Annotated in this window: 19 protein-coding genes; 15 read left to right on the plus strand and 4 right to left on the minus strand. The window is 66.1% G+C overall.

All coding sequences use genetic code 11. The features are described from left to right. Positions 1-4 precede the first annotated feature (4 nt). Both ESB00_RS09665 and ESB00_RS09670 read left to right on the plus strand, forming a co-directional pair. Positions 5-2,260, plus strand: coding sequence for a hypothetical protein (locus tag ESB00_RS09665; protein WP_129047485.1), 2,256 nt, complete (start codon positions 5-7; stop codon positions 2,258-2,260). A 196-nt stretch (positions 2,261-2,456) separates the two neighbouring features. Then, a complete protein-coding gene (locus ESB00_RS09670) occupies positions 2,457-3,440 on the plus strand; it encodes a toxin-antitoxin system YwqK family antitoxin (protein WP_218938722.1) in 984 nt (327 codons plus the stop codon). A gap of 71 nt (positions 3,441-3,511) precedes the next feature. On the opposite strand, the gene ESB00_RS09675 is transcribed toward ESB00_RS09670, so the two are convergent. Further along, on the minus strand, positions 3,512-4,456 hold the full coding sequence (locus tag ESB00_RS09675; RefSeq protein WP_246026453.1) for a tyrosine recombinase XerC: 945 nt from the start codon (positions 4,454-4,456) through the stop codon (positions 3,512-3,514). Continuing rightward, complete coding sequence (locus ESB00_RS09680; protein ID WP_129047488.1) at positions 4,437-5,105, minus strand: MazG family protein; 669 nt, start codon at positions 5,103-5,105, stop codon at positions 4,437-4,439. The genes ESB00_RS09675 and ESB00_RS09680 overlap by 20 nt, the downstream gene beginning before the upstream one ends. A 98-nt stretch (positions 5,106-5,203) precedes the next feature. On the opposite strand from ESB00_RS09680, the gene ESB00_RS09685 reads away from it, so the two are divergent. The 8 genes from ESB00_RS09685 (at position 5,204) to ESB00_RS09720 (ending at position 12,123) form a co-directional block, all read left to right on the plus strand. Beyond that, positions 5,204-6,001 carry an indole-3-glycerol phosphate synthase TrpC gene (locus ESB00_RS09685; protein WP_129047489.1) on the plus strand — a complete coding sequence of 266 codons (798 nt, stop codon included), beginning with the start codon at positions 5,204-5,206 and terminating at the stop codon, positions 5,999-6,001. A gap of 2 nt (positions 6,002-6,003) precedes the next feature. Beyond that, positions 6,004-6,477 (plus strand): GNAT family N-acetyltransferase, encoded by a 474-nt coding sequence (locus ESB00_RS09690; protein WP_129047490.1) that lies wholly within the window; start codon positions 6,004-6,006, stop codon positions 6,475-6,477. Positions 6,478-6,479: 2 nt separating this feature from the next. Beyond that, positions 6,480-7,361 (plus strand): 16S rRNA (adenine(1518)-N(6)/adenine(1519)-N(6))-dimethyltransferase RsmA, encoded by an 882-nt coding sequence (gene rsmA, locus ESB00_RS09695; protein WP_129047491.1) that lies wholly within the window; start codon positions 6,480-6,482, stop codon positions 7,359-7,361. Positions 7,362-7,405: 44 nt separating this feature from the next. Continuing rightward, complete coding sequence (locus ESB00_RS09700; RefSeq protein ID WP_129047492.1) at positions 7,406-8,071, plus strand: hypothetical protein; 666 nt, start codon at positions 7,406-7,408, stop codon at positions 8,069-8,071. A 2-nt stretch (positions 8,072-8,073) separates the two neighbouring features. Further along, positions 8,074-8,544, plus strand: a complete 471-nt coding sequence (locus ESB00_RS09705; protein WP_129047493.1) for a transcription elongation factor GreAB — start codon at positions 8,074-8,076, stop codon at positions 8,542-8,544. Positions 8,545-8,594: 50 nt separating this feature from the next. Then, positions 8,595-8,927, plus strand: a complete 333-nt coding sequence (locus ESB00_RS09710) for an FKBP-type peptidyl-prolyl cis-trans isomerase (RefSeq protein WP_129047494.1) — start codon at positions 8,595-8,597, stop codon at positions 8,925-8,927. Positions 8,928-9,036: 109 nt separating this feature from the next. Then, on the plus strand, positions 9,037-11,613 hold the full coding sequence (locus ESB00_RS09715) for a DEAD/DEAH box helicase (protein ID WP_129047495.1): 2,577 nt from the start codon (positions 9,037-9,039) through the stop codon (positions 11,611-11,613). Positions 11,614-11,670: 57 nt separating this feature from the next. Continuing rightward, entirely contained in the window at positions 11,671-12,123 is a 453-nt protein-coding gene (locus tag ESB00_RS09720; RefSeq protein WP_129047496.1) for a GatB/YqeY domain-containing protein, read from the plus strand. A gap of 61 nt (positions 12,124-12,184) precedes the next feature. Here ESB00_RS09720 and ESB00_RS09725 read toward each other — a convergent pair whose 3' ends face one another. Then, on the minus strand, positions 12,185-12,892 hold the full coding sequence (locus ESB00_RS09725; RefSeq protein WP_246026455.1) for a tRNA-uridine aminocarboxypropyltransferase: 708 nt from the start codon (positions 12,890-12,892) through the stop codon (positions 12,185-12,187). Positions 12,893-13,042: 150 nt separating this feature from the next. Between ESB00_RS09725 and ESB00_RS09730 the strand changes: the two genes are divergently transcribed. Continuing rightward, positions 13,043-13,618 (plus strand): hypothetical protein, encoded by a 576-nt coding sequence (locus ESB00_RS09730; RefSeq protein WP_129047498.1) that lies wholly within the window; start codon positions 13,043-13,045, stop codon positions 13,616-13,618. An 87-nt stretch (positions 13,619-13,705) separates the two neighbouring features. Here the strand turns inward: ESB00_RS09730 and ESB00_RS09735 are convergent, their stop codons facing one another. Next, positions 13,706-15,106 (minus strand): Gfo/Idh/MocA family protein, encoded by a 1,401-nt coding sequence (locus ESB00_RS09735; RefSeq protein WP_129047499.1) that lies wholly within the window; start codon positions 15,104-15,106, stop codon positions 13,706-13,708. 188 nt (positions 15,107-15,294) lie between these two features. Between ESB00_RS09735 and ESB00_RS09740 the strand changes: the two genes are divergently transcribed. From ESB00_RS09740 to ESB00_RS09755, 4 genes are all read left to right on the plus strand, one after another. Next, positions 15,295-16,200: a hypothetical protein gene (locus tag ESB00_RS09740; protein ID WP_129047500.1), complete on the plus strand. Its 906-nt coding sequence runs from the start codon at positions 15,295-15,297 to the stop codon at positions 16,198-16,200. 71 nt (positions 16,201-16,271) lie between these two features. Then, positions 16,272-17,312 (plus strand): response regulator, encoded by a 1,041-nt coding sequence (locus tag ESB00_RS09745; RefSeq protein ID WP_129047501.1) that lies wholly within the window; start codon positions 16,272-16,274, stop codon positions 17,310-17,312. Positions 17,313-17,431: 119 nt separating this feature from the next. Beyond that, on the plus strand, positions 17,432-17,827 hold the full coding sequence (locus tag ESB00_RS09750) for a hypothetical protein (protein WP_129047502.1): 396 nt from the start codon (positions 17,432-17,434) through the stop codon (positions 17,825-17,827). Between the two features lie 126 nt (positions 17,828-17,953). Next, on the plus strand, positions 17,954-18,763 hold the full coding sequence (locus tag ESB00_RS09755) for a PilZ domain-containing protein (protein WP_164976124.1): 810 nt from the start codon (positions 17,954-17,956) through the stop codon (positions 18,761-18,763). Positions 18,764-18,837: the final 74 nt, after the last annotated feature.

Raw genomic sequence — 18,837 nt, forward strand, 5'->3', positions numbered from 1 at the left:
CTTCATGTTCCTCCGCCCTAATCCCCCTTTCGTGTATTTCGTGTGTTTTGTGGTGACCTGCCTCGGCCTCCGCGCCGATCCCCTCACCAAGCAGCTGGACATCGACTTCGGGCGCGACGTCGCCAGCCGCAACCTCAAGGGCCTTGCCGCCCGATCCGACGGACGCCTCCTGCCCGGACCGGTTTTCACCGACCTCACCGGCCCGAAGATCGGCGACATCCTCTGGAACCTCGAGGCCCTCGGTAACAACCGCTTCCTCGTCGGCACCGGCCCCGACGGTAAGGTCCAGGAAATCACCTACAATCCCAAGGACTCCACTTACACCGTCCGCGAAGTCGCCGATGTGGACGAGACCCACGCCATCTCCCTGCTGCCCCTGCCCGACGGCGCGCTGCTCGTCGGCACCTCGCCAACCGCTGCGCTCTATGTCGTGAAAGACGGCAAGACCACCGCTCGCGTTCCGCTGCCCGCCGACTCGGTCTTCGACCTGCTCGCTCTGCCCGACGGCACCGTGCTCGCCGCCACCGGCAATCCCGGCAAAATCTACAAGCTCGACCTCAAGAAACTCGCCGCCGCTGGCGTGATCGAGGGCAAGGTCGAGAACGACACGTTGCTCTCCGACCGCGGCATCACGCTCTTTGGCGAGATCCGCGACCGCAACGTCCGCCGCCTCGCCCGCCTGAGCGACGGCCGCATCGTTGCCGGCTCCTCGCCCAAGGGAAATCTCTACAGCTTCGCCGCGGCCGGCGGCGCCCCGCTCTTTCTCCAGGAAAACCGCGACGCCGAGGTCGTGGACCTGCTGCCCGACGCTGAAGGCGGTTTCCACGCCGCCCTCGTGTTCACGCCGGGCGACGCCCTGCGCCTCGCGGCCAAGCCGCCCGCCGAGACCAAGGACGACAGCCGTGCCCCCGATCGTGATACCACCAAGCCCGCCTTCGCCGGTCGCAGCACCGTGGTGCGTTTCCCGGCCGACGGGTTCCCCGAGAGCGTCATGGGCAAGCCCAACGTCTCGTTCTACCGGCTCGCCCGCCATGGCGATTGGCTGCTGCTGACCGCCGGCGAACAGGGCGACACCTTCGGCTACGATCCGGCGGCCCGCCGCTCATTGACGTTCGCCGGCAGCGCTTCGGCCCAGCTCAACGACCTGGCGGTTCTCGACGACGGCCGCTACCTGCTCCTGCGCAACAACGCCCCCGGCCTCGCGCTCATGGCCTTCAACGGCGCCGCCGAGCGCAGCCTCGAGACCAAGCGCCTCGACCTCGGCCAGGCCGGCGACCTCGGTGCCGTGCGTTTCCCGCGCCTGCGCGGACTCGACGAATCGGCGCTCCAACTCGAGATCAGCACCAACTACGGCAACGACGAACTCGAGGGCTGGTCCCCGTGGACCAAGCTCACCCTGCGCGACGGCGGCTTCACCGCCGACAGCCTGCGCGGCCGTTACGTGCGTTACCGGCTGACCCTGCCGGGCAAGGCGGCCGACTTCCAGCTGGACAAGGCCGTGCAGTATCACCGCCCGCAGAATCGCCGTCCCTCGCTGAGTGACTTCCGCATCTTCCCGCCAAATCAGGGCATCGTGCCCGCGCCCGAGCCTGCTCCGACCGTCGTCGCCACGCTCGGCCAGCTGCTGTTCCCGAGCCAGCGGGACAACAAGGACGAGCCTTCGCCCGGCCAGCGTCGCGGCGCCCTGCTCAACAGCCAGGTCATCCCGCAAACCGGCGTGCAGGTCGTCTATTGGAGCGTGAACGACCCCGACGGGGACGCCCTCGCCTACACCTTCTCGATCCGCCCGGACACCGCACAGGGCGACTGGACCGACCTGACGGTCGGCACAACCGACAGCTTCGTGCAATTCGAGACTGGCGGCCTCGCCGAGGGACTTTACCTCACTCGCCTCAACGTCGCCGAACAAGCCCCGCGCCCCGCCGGTCAGCGCATCACCTATACCTTCGAGACCGACAGCCTGCTGGTGGATCGCACGCCCCCCGTCATCACCGGCACCCAGATCAGTCGTGCCGACGGCAAACTTTTGGTCACGATCACCGGCCGCGACGCGCTCGCCCTGCTCGAAGGCGCCGAGTTCGTGCTGAACAACGGCGTGCGCGACGTCGTCATGCACCCCGTGGACGGCCTGCTCGACGCCCGCGAGGAATCCTTCCGCCTCGAACTCCCCGAAGCCCGCGCCGCCGGCGCCACCTCCGTCGAAATCATCCTCTACGACCAGACCGGCAACGCGTCCTCTGCCCGCGTGCCGCTTAAATAGAGCCCGATCAGGAGGCTTCTTTCAGAAACTCTTGCGTTTGGGCAGCAGACAACTGGCCTTCCGATCCGGCTTTTTGTTTTGCCGCTGCCGCTAGCACGCGCCATTGAGTCGCCATCAGGCCTTTTATCCGATGGATCAGATTCCAGGGTCGCTTCCTTTCTCACCCGATGCCCGGCCACAACGAGGGTTCGGGCGTGTGGGCATCATGCTTGTCGTCACGACCGCCGCGCTGCTGGTGTTCGGTTTATTTACCGCCTTCACCAAGGTTCGTGAGTCCAACCGGCTCAAGGGAATGCTTCCGCGCCAGCCCAGTGCCGCTCTCGACCAATTCTACATCGAGAATCCGGACCGCATCATGATCCATTACGACGACATCGTCGGCCCGGATCGCTACGTAAAGGCTTTCCCCCATGTCGAGGGCGCGGACATCGCCTTTCAGTTTCCCATCCGGCGCCACTGGGGCTCTCCGCTGACCGTCCGCCTGCCCGATGGAACCACCGTCCGGCGCCATGAAGTGCTCGCCGTGGTTGACTCTGGCGGACTGATTGTCACCGAACCGCGGCCGCAGCAGGAGACTGGCGGCTACGACGACGCCCGCGTTTATCAGTTGGAAACTGGACTCCGCTATCGTGGCAGGCGCGTCACCACTCGCCCGCCCGATTCCGCGGGCCGGGAGGGGCGTGACCAGGACGGCATCCACACCTACCAGCTTCCCGAAGGTCGGCGCTTCGAGATCGCTTTTCGCGGCGGCGTGCCTGACGGACTATTCAAGGCCTACTATGAAAACGGCAGTCTCTGGGGCGAAGGCACCTATCGCCAGGGACGCATCGCCGAAGCCTGGGTCGTCACCCGATCCGGTCGCCGCTTTGACGAACTCCGGGACAGTGCTGCTGCCACCAGAGCCATGGAAGCGGATGCCAAAGTTGAAGCGGAGAAGTTCAGGCAGAGTGGTGCGCGGAAACTCGTCACTCGCGATTACACAGGTGCGGCCGCGGAATTCGGTTTCGCAATCGACCGGTTTGGCAGCATTGCAGCCTACTTGGGCCGCGCCGAAGCCCGGCTTGCACTGGGTGACCGCGACGGCGCGATCCAGGATTGCAAGGCCGGGCAACAATCAGAGGGAACCGACGCCGAGCGTGCCCGCGCCGAGCTGATGCTCGCGGATTTGCTGTCCAGGTGACTTCTGCCCCCGTGCAGTCCGGAATTTCCGGCCTCGGGCACACTTCTGCGCACCAGCTGTCCGACTCCAGCCTACGCCCGCGGATGCGCCTTGGCATGGATCTCCTTCAGGCGCGCCACGCTCGTGTGGGTGTAGATCTGCGTGGTGGTGAGGCTGGCATGGCCGAGCAGCTCCTGCACCGAGCGCAGGTCGGCGCCGGCGTTGAGCAGGTGCGTGGCGTAGGAATGCCGCAGCTTGTGCGGCGTGATGTCCATCGGCAGGTCGGCCAGGGCGAGATACTTCTTCACCAGCTTCTGCACCTCGACAGGGCTCATCCGGCCATGACGCTCGGACACGAGCACCGGGTCGGTCGGACCGGGGCGTCGCGCGTGGGTGTCACGGAATTTCCGGATCAGCGCCATGGCCGTGTCGCCGAGCGGACAAATCCGCTCCTTGCGGCCTTTGCCGAGCACGCGGGCACTGCCGGTGCCGAAGTCCACGGCGCCATAGTTTAGCCCCACGGCCTCGCTCACGCGCAGGCCGCCGCCGTAGATGACTTCCAGCACCAGCCGGTCGCGCAAGGCGGTGAACTCGCCGATCTGTTCCTGCGCCCGCAAGGTATCCGGTCCGGCCAGCAGTTTCAGCATCTGTGACTCGGTCAGGAATTTCGGCAGCGGTTTCTCCAGCTTGGGCAGCGGCACGCCCGTGAAGGGGTTCTTCTTCAGCCGGCCCTCGCGCATCCAGTAGCGGTAGAACGTCCGCAAGCCCGACACATGGTTGTGCAGCGTGCGCCGGCCGAAGCGTCGTTGTGCCTCGATGACGAAGTCGCGCACGTCCCGCGCGCCCAGCATCGCAAACGCGTCCGGCGCCCGGCCGCTCTGCTTCAGCCACGCGGCGAAATCCTCCACCGCCTGCCGGTAATTTCGGACGGTGTAGGCGGAATAACGCCGCTCCTTGGCGAGGAAATCGAGAAACGGCAGCAGCCACTCCGCCGCAGCGGCGGGGGGCAGCGCGGGCTCAGGCTCGGGACTGGACACGGCTTTCGACATCGCGCATCACGCGGTCACATTCCTTGCGCAGGGCCATCTCGGGATCGATGCCTGCCTGGCGGCAGGCGGCGGCGAGTTCAAACAGCCGTCGGCCCGCCTCGGACTCGGTGAGTCCGTTCGCGGTCCGGGCGATGGCTGCCTGATCCACGATGCCGTCGGCGGGCAGGGATTTCTTCTCGATCTGCTTCACCACGGCCTCGGCAAACATCAGGGCCGGCAGGCGCGGCGGCTGGTCCTTGAACACGCCGATCTGCGCGGGGCCGTTCTTCTTCTCGGTCGCCTTGATCTGTTCCCACTTGGTGATGACCTCGCCGGCGGTGCCGAGCTTGCCGTGGTCGCCGAAGACATGCGGGTGGCGGCGCACGAGCTTGTCGTTGATCTCACGGGCCACGTCGTCGAAGTTGAAATCACCGCGTTCGGCGGCCAGCTGCGCGTGGAAAACCACCTGGATGAGCACGTCGCCCAGTTCCTCGCGCATGTGCGGGATGTCGTTCCGGTCAATCGTGTCGAGCAGTTCGCTGCACTCGTCGATCAGGCAGCGCGCCAGGGTCTGGTGCGTCTGCTCCCGGTCCCACGGACACCCGTCCGGCGCCCGCAACCGGGCCATCGTCTGGCGAAGTTCGTCTATCGGCGTCATGTCCTTGGGGTAACCACGAAACACACGAAATACACCAAAAAAGCCCGGCATTTTCCTATTCCTTTCGTGTGTTTCGTGTGTTTCGTGGTGGCTTCCTCATGGACAAGTTAACGGAAATCATGGCCCACAAGCGCCGCGAAATCGCCCCGCTGGTGCGGCCGGTCTATGCCGCCGAACTGGCCGAGCTGAACCACCGGCTGCCGCGTCCGCCCTCCTTCGCCGCGGCCCTGCGCCGGTCCGACCGGAAGCTGGCCATCATTTCCGAGATCAAGCGCCGCTCGCCCTCCGCCGGCGACATCAAGGCCGGCGCCTCCGCCCTCGCCCAAGCCCGTGCCTACCGCGCCGCCGGGGCCAGCGCCTTGTCCATCCTCACCGACACTGAGTTCTTCGGCGGCACCCTCGCCGACCTGATCGAGGTGGCGGCCGATTTCAGTCAAAACCCGCCGGCCATACCCGCGCTGCGCAAGGATTTCATGGTTCACCCGATCCAGGTCGTGCAGGCGCGCGAGGCCGGCGCCAGCGCGATCCTGATCATCGTCCGCGCGCTCGACGACGGTGAGATCACCGCCCTGCACACCGCCGCCCAGGCCGCGGGACTCGACGCGCTGTTTGAAATCCACAACGAGGATGAACTCGACCGGGCCGTGATGCATCGCGCGAAAATCATCGGCGTGAACAACCGCGACCTCGCCATTTTCAAGACCGACATCGGTCTCTCCGAGCGCCTCATCCCGCTTTTCCCGAAGGATGTGATCGCCGTCAGCGAAAGCGGTTTCACCTCCGGCGCCGACGCCGCCCGCGCCCGCGCCTGCGGCGCCCACGCCCTGCTCGTGGGCGAGTCGCTCATGCGGGCGCCCGATCCCGCCGCACTGATTTCCGCGTTTCAAACCGCCTGAGCATGGCCCTCACCCTTCAGCCGATGACCGCGACCGACTTCGCCGAGTGGCGCCGGCGAACGGTTCCGGATTACGCTGCTGCCAAGGTGGCCAACGGCGACTGGCAGGAAAACATCGCGCCCGCCCAAGCCGAAGAAAGTCTCAATCGCCTGCTGCCGGAAGGTTTGGCGTCACCCGGACATTATCTTTACCTGGTGGTCGATGCCGCTGATGCCCGTGTCGTCGGCAGCCTCTGGTTTGCCCGGCAGGGCGACGATGCCTACCTCTACGATTTCCATATCCGCGACGAATTCCGTGGTCGAGGCCATGGTCGTGAAGCGATGCTTCTGCTCGAGACTGCGGTCACCGCACTCGGCTTGCGTCGCATCGGCCTCCATGTCTTCGCCCAAAACCGGATCGCTCGTTCGCTCTACGAGTCACTCGGGTATGAGGCGACCGACCTGACCATGCGCAAGCGGCTCCCGCAACCAGTCTGACCATGCCGCTGACTCCGACAGGCACCCGCGAACTGCTCGCCAAGCTCGGGCACCAGCCGAAGCGGTTTCTCGGGCAGAATTTCCTCGTGGACGGCAACATCGTCCGCAAATCCCTCGACCTCGCCGGTATCAAGGCCGGCGACACCGTGGTCGAGGTTGGCCCCGGACTCGGCACGCTGACGTCTGCATTGCTTGAAGCGGGCGCCGAGGTCTGGGCGGTGGAGAAAGACCGCCAGCTCCACGCGCATCTCACCGAGACGTTGGTGCCCTCCCACCCGAGGCTGCACTTGATGGAAGGCGACGCCATGGATTTTCCGCTGGCGGGGTTTGATCCTGTCGCGGCGGTCAGTGACCGCCTTCCCGCGGATACGGCCGGCGGTCACAGAACGGCGCTACCAACCAAGCCATTCAAAATCGTCGCCAACCTGCCCTACGCGATCTCCACGCCGTGGATGGATGCCGTGCTCTCGGGGCCGCTGCCGGACCGCATGGTGCTGATGCTCCAGCTCGAGGCCGCCGAGCGTTATGTGGCCAAGCCCGGCACCAAGCTGTTCGGGGCCATCTCGATTTTCCTGCAATCCGCCTTCGCCCTCGAGCCCGGCCACCGGGTGCCGGCCGCGTGTTTCCACCCGCGGCCCGACATCGAATCGGTGCTGCTGAACCTTGCGCGGCTGCCGGAACCGTTCATCTTCCCGGCCGAAACCAAGGCGCTCATCCGCGCCTGCTTCCAGCAGCGCCGCAAGCAGCTCGGCTCCATCCTGCGCGGCAAGCTCGCGCCCGAGGCCGCCGCCCGCTGGTTCGCCCGGCTGGAGGCCGCCGGCTTCAGCGCTCAATCCCGCGCCGAGCAGGTGCCCGTGGCACTCTGGCGCGACTTCGCGGTCTGAGGCTCTCTTGCCAATTCGTCCGCTTGCCTTCATCCTGCCCGTTCATGTTCCGGTCCGTTCTGTTCCTCAGCTGCGCCTTCGGGCTCTCGGCCATCGCCGTGATGGCGGCCCCGTTGATCGGGCGCATGGACGGCGACAACTACGTCTCGCCCACCGCACAGTTTCGGATCCGCGCTCCCGTCCTGACCGAACTGGGCGGCACGATCAGTGACACGGAGAACGTGGTCACCTTCCAGGACAACTACGGCACGCACATCAGCGTGGCCTGCTTCCCGATGGATGCCTCCCAGCGCTGGGAATACGACACGCGCGGCCTGCGCGACTACCTGCTGTTCTTCTTCACGGATGTCGTGATGGCCAACTTCGCGTCCCGATTCCGCGGGGCCTCGGTCGAGAGCGCCCGCTTCCTGCCGGATTTGCAGGGGGGCGCCCTGATCGGCTACTCGCTGCTGCCCGGTGGATCTCACTTTGAGCACCTCAGCCGCGTGCTCGACGGTCCGCCGGCTGATCCCGCCGTGGCCAAGCGCGGCACGCTGATTTTTGTGCGCGACCGCCATGTCTATGCCATCAGCATCGAGCTGGCCGAGCGCGTGACCCAGCGCAGCACCTACCGGCTCACGAAGGAGGAGGAAGACAACCAGCTCTCCACGCGCCTCACCGCCATCCTTGAACGCGTGAGTTTCACCAACGACCGCCCCCGCACGCCCTGATCATGCCCAAGACCGAACTGCACGCGCGCATCCTCGCCCATCTCCGGGCCGAACTCGAAGCCATGACCAAGGCGGCCCTCGCCACCCATGAGGAGGCGACGCACGAGGAGAACAAGGCCGAGGACAAATACGACACCCGCGGCCTCGAGGCCTCCTACCTCGCCCACGGCCAGTCCCGGGCCGCCGAGGAGGCCGCCGAGGCCGTCGCCCAGTTCACCGCACTGAAACCCCGCGATTTCGGCCCGGGCGAGGCCATCGCCCTCGGCGCGCTGGTGCGACTCGACGACAACAGCCGCTACTTCATCGGTCCCCGCGCCGGGGGCACCGAGGTCGAGACCGACGGCGCGATGGTGATGGTAACCACGCCTTCCTCGCCGCTGGGCCGGCAGCTGGTCGGCCGCCGGCAGGGCGACCGCATCACGCTCACCCTCGGCGCCCGGCGCAGCGAGCGGACCATCACGTCCGTGGCCTGAGCCCCGGTTTGCCCGTTGACGGCTCCGTCGCGCGGGCTTGTCTTTGCCCCATGGCCTCCGACCAACTCCTCATTGAAAAACTCAAGGCCGGCACCGGCGCGTCCCCCAAGAAGGGCGATCTCGTGACCGTGCACTACACCGGCTGGCTGACCGACGGCAGCAAGTTCGACAGTTCCGTGGACCGCGACGAGCCGTTTCATTTCGGCCTCGGTCTGGGCCAGGTCATCGGCGGCTGGGATTTGGGCGTGGCCCGAATGCAGATTGGCGACAAGGTGCGCCTGACTATCCCGCCGCACCTCGGCTACGGCGCGGGCGGCTATCCGGGAGCCATTCCGCCCAACGCGACGCTCATTTTCGAGGTCGAGCTGCTCGCCATCGGCTGATGACCGGCCGCTCCACGGCCCGGCGTGTTTCCCGCCGGTTGGTGGGCAGCCCGCTGGCGGCCGCGCTTAGTGCGCGCGAGCTTGCGGCCCACCACCCCCTTGCCTTCGGATGACTGTTCCGGCTCTGCCTCCGCTTGCGCCGCTGCCCGGTCGCCCTGATTCGGGTGTCGTGCTCGATCGTTTCCTCGCGGCCATGGCGGCGAAGGGCATCACCCTCTACCCGGAACAGGAGGAAGCCATTCTCGCCCTCTTCGACGGCCAGAACGTTGTCCTCAACACGCCGACCGGCTCCGGCAAATCCCTCGTCGCGGCCGCGCTGCACTTCAAGGAACTCTGCGCCGGCCGCCAGTCGGTCTATACCTGCCCGATCAAGGCGCTGGTGAACGAAAAGTTCCTCAGCCTCTGCCGCGACTTCGGCCCCGAGAACGTTGGCATGATGACGGGCGACGCGTCGGTCAACCCGCAGGCGCCCGTCCTCTGCTGCACGGCCGAGATCCTCGCCAACATCGCCCTCGCCCGCGGCGACACCGCGCCCCTCGGCGCGGTCATCATGGACGAGTTTCACTACTACTCCGACGCCGAGCGGGGCTACGCCTGGCAGGTGCCGCTGCTCACGCTCCCGCAGGCCCGCTTCCTCCTCATGTCGGCCACGCTGGGCTCGACCGAGTTTTTCGAGCGGGAAATGACGAAGCTCACCGGCGCGCCGTCGCTCACCGTCCGCAGCGACCGCCGGCCGGTGCCCCTCAGTTTTGACTACTCCGAGACGCCGCTGCCGGAAAAACTCTCCGACCTGCTCCTGCTCAAGCGCGCGCCGATCTACCTCGTTCATTTCACCCAGCGCGCTGCCTCCGAGGCCGCGCAGGCGCTGATGAGCCTCAACGTCTGCACCAAGGAGGAAAAGGCCGCCCTCGCCACCGAGCTCGAGCGCGTGAAGTTCAACAGCCCCTACGGCCGCGACATGAAACGCTGGCTGCGCCACGGCATCGGCGTCCACCACGCCGGCCTGCTCCCGAAATACCGCATCCTGGTCGAGCAGCTCGCGCAGAAGGGTCTGCTCAAGCTCATCTGCGGCACCGACACGCTCGGCGTCGGCATCAATGTGCCGATCCGCACCGTCGTGTTCACGCAGCTGTGGAAATACGACGGCCAGAAGGCCGCCATCCTCAGCGTGCGGGATTTCCGTCAGGTCGCCGGGCGCGCCGGCCGGGCCGGTTACGACGACCAGGGCTACGTTGTCGTGCAGGCGCCGGAACACATCATCGCCAACAAGCAGGCGGAGGCCAAGGCCGCCGCCGACCCGGCGAAGAAAAAGAAACTCGTGAAACAGGCCGCCCCTGAGGGCACCGTCGGCTGGGACGCCAAAACCTTTGAGAAACTCATGACCGCGCCCGCCGAGGAACTGGTCTCCCGCTTCTCCGTCACCCACGGCATGTTGCTGCTCATGCTTGGCCGCGACACCGACGGCTGCCGCGCGATGCAGCGGCTCGTGCGCGACTGCCATGAGAAGCCCGCGAAGAAGGCCGCCCTGCGCAAGCGCGCCTGGCAGCTGTTCCGCGCCCTCGTGGATCGCGGCATCGTTGAAATCCTGCCGCGGGCCGACCGTCCGCCCGCTGGGCGCAAGGTCCGGGTGAACGTCGCGTTGCAGGACGATTTCTCGCTTCACCAGGCGCTCTCCCTCTACCTGATCGACACACTGCCCAAGCTGGACCGCGAGAGCGCGGACTACCCGTTCAGTGTGCTGACACTCAGTGAAGCCATCGTGGAAGACCCCGAGCAGATCCTGCGCAAACAGGTGGACCGGCTGAAGACGGAGAAACTCAACGAGCTCAAGGCCGCCGGCGTGCCCTACGACGAGCGCATGGCGCAGCTGGAGGAAATCACCGAGCACCCGAAACCGCAGCGGGAGTTCCTCTACGACACCTTCAACGCCTTCGCCGCCGCCCACCCGTGGGTCGAGGGGGAAAACATCCGGCCCAAGTCCATCGCGCGCGAGATGTTTGAGCGGTATATGTCCTTCGCCGACTACATCCGCTTCTACGGTCTCGAACGCAGCGAGGGCCTGCTGCTCCGGCACCTCATGCAGACCTTCAAGGTCCTTTCCCAGACCGTGCCCGAGTCGTTCAAGACGGAATCCGTCGTGGAAATGGAGGACTACTTCCGCGAGCTCATCCGGGCGATCGATTCGAGCTTGCTTGAGGAATGGGAGCGCCTGCGCAACCCGGAGTTCGTCGCCGCGGAAGCCGCCGACAAACCGGCGCGGCCCTCGAGCTACGACGTCACGCGCGACCTCGCGGCCTTCCGGCGGGCCGTGCGCATCGACATTCTGGGCTTCCTCCAGGACGCCGCCGCCCGGGACTGGGACGCCGCCGCTGCTCGCCTTGCCGAGCCTGAGCCGGCCGCCGGGGCCACCCCGGAGAGCGCGCAGCTGGCCGAAGCCCGCCGTCTCGAAAAATCCTTTGCCGCCTACTTTGAAGCCCGCGGTCGTTACCGACTCGATCCGGAAGGCCGTTCCGCCCTGAACACGCATCTCTCCGAGGAAGTCGGCCAGTGGCAGATCGCCCAGGTGCTGGTGGATCCCGAGGGACAAAACGACTGGGAAGTCCGCTTTACGCTTTCGCTCGCCGAATCCCGCGCCGCCGCCGCGCCGGTGCTGCGCTTTCTGACTGTCGCCCCGGTGGGCTCCTGAGCCGCTCTTGACCCGGTTGCCGTGACGCACTGGACTCGCCCCGTATCCTATTCCGCCATGTCCTCTCCCACCTACGACCAGCTCCGCGCCGACATCGTCACCGCCATGAAAGCCCGCGACGCGGCCACGACCACCGCGCTCCGCACCATGGACGCCGCCATCAAGCGCGCCGCGATGGACGCCAACAAGGACATCGACGAGGCGCTGACTTTTGCGACCCTGCGCAAGGCCGTGAAGAACCTGTCTGACGCCCGCGCCGAGTTCGAGAAAGGCGGGCGCGCCGACCTGGTCGCCGCCAATTCGGCCGAAATTTCCATCCTGGAGAAGTATCTGCCCAAGGGGCTCGACCAGGCCAAGCTCGAGGCCCTCGTGGCCGAGGTCATCGCCGCTACCGGTGCCACGACCAAGAAGGAAATGGGCAAGGTCATCGGTGCGCTCAAGCAGCGTCCCGAGGCTGCGCTCATCGACTTTGGCGCCGTCAGCAAGCTGGTGCAGTCGAAGCTGGTGTGAGGATTTTTGGAGGACTCAGCTCCCGCTGAGTCGCGGCCCAGCGGGAGATGGGCCCTCCACGTCACACCCCCGGCAACTTCAGGAAATTATCCCGGCGGCGTCCGCTTTCACCCCGTGCCTTGTCGCGCGTTTGGGGATCGCTGTAGCGGTTGCGCCGGTAGCCGGGGCGATCCGGGTCGGAGGCGCAGGCGATCTGGAATTTCTGCATGCGGTCGAAGACGTCCAGCAGCTGGTTCGGGCGTTCGTAGCGGTCGAGCCCGCTCTTTTCCAGCACGAGCAGGAGCTCGTGCACGGCCTCCAGCGTGGACAGGCAGCCCTCCTGCGGCTGCTGCTTGATGATGTAGCGGCTCGGCGCCGTCGGCGTGAACATGATGCGCGGCAACCGTTGCAGGCCCGGGCTGAGCCGGAGCATTTTGCGCGCGAGCGGCCAGGTGGCATCCAGCAGGAAAACCACCAGCCGACGGCCGCCGAGGTCCGCCGGGGCCAGCTCGCCCTGCGAGAGATTTCGCGCCTCGCGGCCGGGATAGAGCAGCACGCAGTGGTTCGCCGGATCGGAGATCAGCGCCTGCACCTCGTCGTGCCGGTCAAACCCCACGCCCATGTGCAGTTCGCTGTTGGGCAGGCAGAGGTGCGTGAGGCGGCCGGTGCCCGCCTTCTCCTCCTTGAATTCCTTCGGGTGCATGAGGAACACGAACCGCGTGCGGGTCGGCATGGCATGCAGCGACCCGCACCAGCAGTGCGCCTGCGGCCAGAAACAACGGTAGCACATGACCCTCATGCCCGGAGCCTGGGCCGGCCCCGGCCGGTGTCAGGCCTGCATTTCAATCCACCCGGCTCACCACGACTGCGCATCGGGGCAACTTTCGGCTTCATTCAGGAACGGCTTCTGCCAGATTATTCCCGTCACCCCCAACCCGACATGACACCCCCTCGTCTGATCCCCCTCATTCGATCCCTCAGTCTCGGTGCCGTTCTCCTTCTGCCGGTGGCGGCCTTCGCCGCCAAGGAAGAGGTTCTGCTCGACTTCAAGCGCATCTCGCGCGACGGGCCGGAAGGTCCGGTTTACCGCTGCTATGAATATGCGTGGAATGACTGGAACAAGAAGATCATCGACCTGCCCGGCAAAGGCGCGCTGATCCAGGCTTCGAGCGGCAAGGGCAATCTCGGCGAAAGCAAGACGATGCTCAAGCTGCACAAAACGCCGATCATCGAGATCGACTATGTCATCGGCAACGCCAACCAGGCCGGCAGCCTCAACTTCAAGCTCATCGACAAGGACGGCACCGAATGGTCCTGGCCCATCCCCCTGAGCGGACTGGCCCGCGGCGCGGACCAGCGCCTGCGGATCGATCTCACCAAGCCCGGCACCGAGGCGAAGGCCGGCAAAACCCCGGGCATGGATCTCGCCAAGCTTCACACCTGGGAAATCATCGGTGACTGGGGTGCGGCCAAGGTCGAGGTCCTGCTGGTGCGGGTGGTCGGCTTTAAATCCTGACCGGATCCAGTCTGCGCCGGCTATTCCAATAACAAAAAAGGCCGCCGGTATCCGGCGGCCTTCGTGTTTTGGCAGGGGGACCTGCGCTCACCCGCAGAACGAGTAGTCGTAGGGGGCGCGCATCTCGCGCTTCAGGTAGGTGTTGGCCTCCTTGGCGTGGGCGCCGACGAAAAGTTCCTTTTCATAGTCCCACTTGAGCTTGCGCTTCGTGCGGAGCGAGATCGCCCCGAGGTGGCACATGTTGGCCGAGCGGTGGCCGGTCTCGACGTCACAGATCGGCAGCTCGCGCGACTTCACGCAGTCGAAGAAGTTCAGCATGTGGTCCTTGCTGGCATAGAGACGCGTGGCGTCGGCCGGCAGCGGCTTGCGCAGCAGCTCCGGATCGCTGGCCTTGATCTCGTCGCGGTTGACCCAGATCCAGCCCTCGGGGCCCTCGAAGCGGATGCCGTTGCGCTGGCCCTCGGGGTTGTTCTTGGCGCCGTAGATCGAGTCATCCTTGGTCGAGAAGATGTGCAGGCCGGTGCCGTCGGCGTAAGTGTAGCGCACTTCGTAGTCGGCGATCGTGGTGTAGCCGCCGGGGATGGGCTCGGAGAGGCGCGTGGACTCGACGCTCTGGGGGGCGATCTGGCCGACCGCCCAGTAGGCGATGTCGTTGTGGTGTGCGCCCCAGTCGGTCATCGTGCCGCCGGAATATTCATACCAGAAACGGAACGTGCCATGGCAGCGCTCCTTGGTATAGCTGATGGCCGGGGCCGGCCCGAGCCAGTAGTCCCAGTTGAGCCCATCGGGTGCGGGCGACGGCTTGAACGGCCCCTCGCGCAGCCCCGCGGGCAGCCAGACCTTGGCGACCTTCAGCTTGCCGAGGCGGCCGTTGCGCACGAGCTCGCAGGCGAGACGGAAACGCTGCATGCTGCGCTGCTGCGTGCCGGTCTGGAGAATGACCTTGTTGTCGCGCACCGCCTTGATGACGTGCCGGCCCTCGTCCACGGTCAGTGTGAGGGGTTTTTCCCCGTAAATATCCTTCCCGGCCTTGGCGGCGGCGATGTTGATCAGCGTATGCCAGTGGTCGGGCGTGGCATTGACGATCACGTCGATGTCCTTGCGCTCAAGCACGCGGCGGAAATCGGAATAAACCTCGGGATTGTGCCCGAGTTCGCGGTATTTTGCGGCCGCCGCGGCCGTGCGGCTGGTATCCACGTCGCATACGGCGAGCAGGTTGCCGTGGTTGCCGGCGTTCTGGCCGTCCCAGGTGCCCATGCCGCCGCAACCGATCAGCGCGATGCCGGGTTTGCCGTTGGCGGATTTGGCCTTGGCGATCGCCGCGTCGGTCTCGGCCGCCTGCAGCTGCTGGCGCTCGACAAACCAGGCCGGCAGGCCGGTCACCGCGGCCAACGCACTGCAGCGTTGGAGAAACTTCCGCCGTGAAATAGAGAAGGAGTGCACCGACGACGCCGTCTCCGGCGCCTTGCTGGGAGTGGGTTCTTTCATGGGGTTGATGGGCAACAGCCCGGCAAAGATTTCCAGCGCGGGCCGCTTCGGGCAACTCCTAAGCCCCGGGTTTTTGTGTGAATCTTTGCAGCCGGCCCAAGTTTCTTTGCCAGAGGTCGGACAGTCTGCCTCCGGGCGCGTTGACGTGGCGCCGGGGATGAGTCCATTACCCGCCAACCCTTCCGTCCGTGCCCTCTCCACGCCTGCCCGTTGTCCCACTTGCCTGTGCGCTGCTCGGTTGCGGCCTGCCCGGGCTGCTGCCGGCCGACGATCATGTGATGGTCATCGCCCTCGCCGACCAGAACTACACCCGGGAAAAATTCGCCGACGGCAAGGCGAAGCCCGAGACCTATGTCGTGATGCCCGGCAATTTTTTCGGCGGCAACACCGTGGACCGCACGCTGGAAAAGATGCCCTTCCGCAAGATCGCCGGCCACCTAGCCTTCGAACTCGCCAAGCGCGAATACTGGCCCGCCGCCTCCGCCCACCAGGCCGACCTGCTCATGGTCGTGCACTGGGGCGTGACCGCGCCCCGCGCCTCGATGCAGGAGATGACCGGCCGCACCAGCCTCTCCACCGATACCACCAACACCCAGGATGGCATTGCCGCCGCCCTGGGCGGCCAGGCCGGTGATGTCGGCTGGGAGGTGGCCGAGCGCAGCAACCTCAATGCGATCTACGCCGACGACTTCATGAACCAGCAGGTGGACGCCAATTCCGCCGAGGCCGACCGCCAGAACATCGCCCGCCTGCTCGGCTTGGCCACCTCGCTCAAGCGTTCGCAGGAGGCCTTCGTGCCGTCGGTGAACGACATCGCCGTCCAGCACAGCCTCAAGGAGGAACGCTACTTCGTCATCGTGAAGGTCTATGACCTGCGCAAGTGGGAGAAGGGCAAGGTCAACCAGTCCATCTGGACCATCCGCCTGAACATCGGCGCTCCGGGCAAGAATTTTGAGCAGGCGCTTGTCCGCATGTCGCGGGTCGGCGTGGACTGGTTCGGCCGCACGACGGACGATGTCGTCGTGGTGCGCCAGAAGCAGTTCAAGGGCACGGTTGAGATGCCGCCGGTCATTATTCTGGGCGAGGAAAAGTGAGCCCGTTGCTCCGGCCGGCCCCAAGCGCCTCGACAAGCCGGCGGTAATGCCCTTACAAGGGTCGGACCAACGTGAGAATTCTCATTGTCGATGACCTGCCCCTTGGCCGCCAGCTGATCTCGGATGTGATCACCCTGATGGGTCACGAGCCGATCGAGGCTCCCGACGGCAATGCCGGACTGGCCCGCGCCCGTCAGGAACCGCGACCCGACCTCATCGTGCTCGACGTGAACATGCCCGGCATGGACGGCTTCGAGGTGTGCAAGACGCTCAAGGCCGATCCGTCGACCCAGGGCATTCCCATCATCTTCCTCACCTCGCACAGTGAGCCCGAGGACCGCATCCACGGCCTCAACATCGGCGCCGACGACTACCTCGCCAAGCCCTTCGCCATCCGCGAACTCTCCGCCCGCATCGACAAGCGGCTCCAGGCGCGCCAGGAAACCGAGATGCTGCGCCGGCAGCAGGACGAGATCCGTGCGACCTTCGCCCGTTTCGTTGCCCCGCAGGTCGTGGAAATCCTGCTCCGCGACCCGTCCCACCTCAAGCTCGGCGGCGATCTCCAGCCGGTGACGGTCATGTTCACGGACCTCGAGGGCTTCACCAGCCTCTCGGAGGAAACCTCGCCCGATCTGCTGCTCAGCGTGCTCAACCGCTACCACGAGCTCGTTTCCGGGCTCGTGCAGAAGCACGGCGGCATCGTCAACAAGTTCATCGGCGACGGTGTGATGGCGCTCTTTAACACGCCCATTCTGCACGAGGACCATGCCCGCAGCGCGGTTCTGGCCGCCCTCGCCATCCGCGACGAACTGCCCTCGCTGCATGCCGAGTTTGATCCGCGTTTCCGCCTGCCCATCAAATACGGCATCAGCACCGGCCCGGCCATCGTCGGCAACGTCGGTGCCACGCATTGCATGGATTTCACGGCGCTGGGCGACACGGTGAACCTCGCCTTCCGTCTCCAAAGTCTCGCCGTCGGCGGCCAGATAATCATCAGCGAAACCACCCGCGAGGGCCTGGGCCCCGACATCCTGGTCAGCACCTTGGGCGAACTCACGGTCAAGAACCGCTCCAAGGCGGTGGCCGCGTTCACCGTCACCGGCCGCACCTAAGGCAGCAAAGTCGAGCCCGGCGCGGGCAGCGCGCTCGTGCGCGCTTTGGCCGGCGGATCCACTCGTTTTGGCCCGCTGGTTCGCACTCACGTTCCGCCTGAATGTGCCGATAAGCTGCCATGCGCCGGCTTTCCGTCATCGCCGCCCTCGGGCTTGGCATCTGCTTGGGTGCTCCTGAAGGGAGCGCTGCCGACTGGTCACGCCTGAAAGCCGGACTCTCCGTTGAGGAAACCGAGGCGGCGCTCGGGCGCCCCCTCATCCGCACCTACGGTCGCGGTTATCAGGTTTGGATTTATGACGGACGCGGCGAGGTGATCTTTTCCGAAGGTCCCGGTGCGATGGGTTGGTCCCTTCCCGCCCCCACCCCGGAATCCCTGTCCCGGCCGGTTGAGCGCGATGTCTTGCTCAAACCCCGGGTGCGTCTGCCCGCCCTGCGCAGCGCCGCCGCCACGGAGGTGATCCCCGTTGTGGCGCCGGAAAACGACATCCGCTTCCGCTATCTGCCCCGGCGCTGACCGGCCTCCGGCGTGTGCTTTCCAGGTAAGGCCATCCGGCCCGGATTCTTCAAGCACCTGTGAATTCGATGGCCCGGTGCCCGGAGCAGGCTTGAACTGTGGAGCGCCCTCCCTAGCCTGCCCGGCGTGGCTCTCTTTACGCGCATCCTTGATTTCAAGAAGGCCTTCCTCTCGCGTCTGCGCGACAAGCGTTCCAGTCCGCGCTACAACGTCGGCGCCGCTTTTCCGCTGAAGGCCAGTCTCCTGCTCACCGGCGATGTGCGGCCGGCCAAGAAGGGCGCCGCTGCCGCCCGCTCCGCCGGACTCAGCTGGAGCGGTCGCATCGGCAACATCTCCACCAACGGCCTGAACGTGCTGCTGCCGCCCGCGGCGCACACCGCCCGGGGTGAGGAGACGACGGTGCGCCTCACCATCGAGGGCCACGAGATCGAGATTCCCTGCGAGATCGCCCACTTCCGCGTGCTCAGCACGCACTCGGTCTGCGGCGTGAAGCTCAATTTCTCGGACTACGCCGTGCAAAAGGATTTTCATCAGCTGCTCGAGGCTGTGCGCGTCGGCACCTCGTTCGAGACCGCCCGGCCGGCGAAGACCTCCGGCAACCTGATCAGCCAGCAGTGGCGCTCGCTCAACCGCTCGCTCCTCACCGAGTGGCGCCATGCGGACACCCGCAAGATCCAGCGCTTCGAACTCGCGGTCGGCGAACACCGGTTTTCCGGCCAGGCCTCCCCGCGCGGCGTCAGCATCACCCAACGCTCAACCGCTTCGCGCGCGCCGATTCCGACCTCCACCGCGGTGGAGGTGCGTGATTTCATGCGCTGGGTGGCCGGCAATTTCCCCAAGGGTGTGCCGGCCGACCTGCGTGACATGGTGGGCAATCTCACCGCCGCCGACCAGCCGGCCCAGGGCTCCTGGGCTCCCCCGCCCCTGGCTCGCTGAGGCATAGTGCACCAGCAATCCGGGTGGCTGAATGCGCTGGCGGCAGCTTGCGGAAATCTGCCCCTCCGCAACCC

Source organism: Oleiharenicola lentus (assembly GCF_004118375.1).
Taxonomy (GTDB): domain Bacteria; phylum Verrucomicrobiota; class Verrucomicrobiia; order Opitutales; family Opitutaceae; genus Lacunisphaera; species Lacunisphaera lenta.

Coding starts and splice junctions, on each gene's coding strand:
- ESB00_RS09735 (WP_129047499.1), bottom strand. CDS start 15,106: ATGAAAGAACCCACTCCCAGCAAGGCGCCGGAGACGGCGTCGTCGGTG.
- ESB00_RS09710 (WP_129047494.1), top strand. CDS start 8,595: ATGGCCTCCGACCAACTCCTCATTGAAAAACTCAAGGCCGGCACCGGC.
- ESB00_RS09705 (WP_129047493.1), top strand. CDS start 8,074: ATGCCCAAGACCGAACTGCACGCGCGCATCCTCGCCCATCTCCGGGCC.
- ESB00_RS09700 (WP_129047492.1), top strand. CDS start 7,406: ATGTTCCGGTCCGTTCTGTTCCTCAGCTGCGCCTTCGGGCTCTCGGCC.
- ESB00_RS09720 (WP_129047496.1), top strand. CDS start 11,671: ATGTCCTCTCCCACCTACGACCAGCTCCGCGCCGACATCGTCACCGCC.
- ESB00_RS09715 (WP_129047495.1), top strand. CDS start 9,037: ATGACTGTTCCGGCTCTGCCTCCGCTTGCGCCGCTGCCCGGTCGCCCT.
- ESB00_RS09680 (WP_129047488.1), bottom strand. CDS start 5,105: ATGACGCCGATAGACGAACTTCGCCAGACGATGGCCCGGTTGCGGGCG.
- ESB00_RS09685 (WP_129047489.1), top strand. CDS start 5,204: ATGGACAAGTTAACGGAAATCATGGCCCACAAGCGCCGCGAAATCGCC.
- ESB00_RS09665 (WP_129047485.1), top strand. CDS start 5: ATGTTCCTCCGCCCTAATCCCCCTTTCGTGTATTTCGTGTGTTTTGTG.
- ESB00_RS09725 (WP_246026455.1), bottom strand. CDS start 12,892: ATGTGCTACCGTTGTTTCTGGCCGCAGGCGCACTGCTGGTGCGGGTCG.
- rsmA (WP_129047491.1), top strand. CDS start 6,480: ATGCCGCTGACTCCGACAGGCACCCGCGAACTGCTCGCCAAGCTCGGG.
- ESB00_RS09690 (WP_129047490.1), top strand. CDS start 6,004: ATGGCCCTCACCCTTCAGCCGATGACCGCGACCGACTTCGCCGAGTGG.
- ESB00_RS09730 (WP_129047498.1), top strand. CDS start 13,043: ATGACACCCCCTCGTCTGATCCCCCTCATTCGATCCCTCAGTCTCGGT.
- ESB00_RS09750 (WP_129047502.1), top strand. CDS start 17,432: ATGCGCCGGCTTTCCGTCATCGCCGCCCTCGGGCTTGGCATCTGCTTG.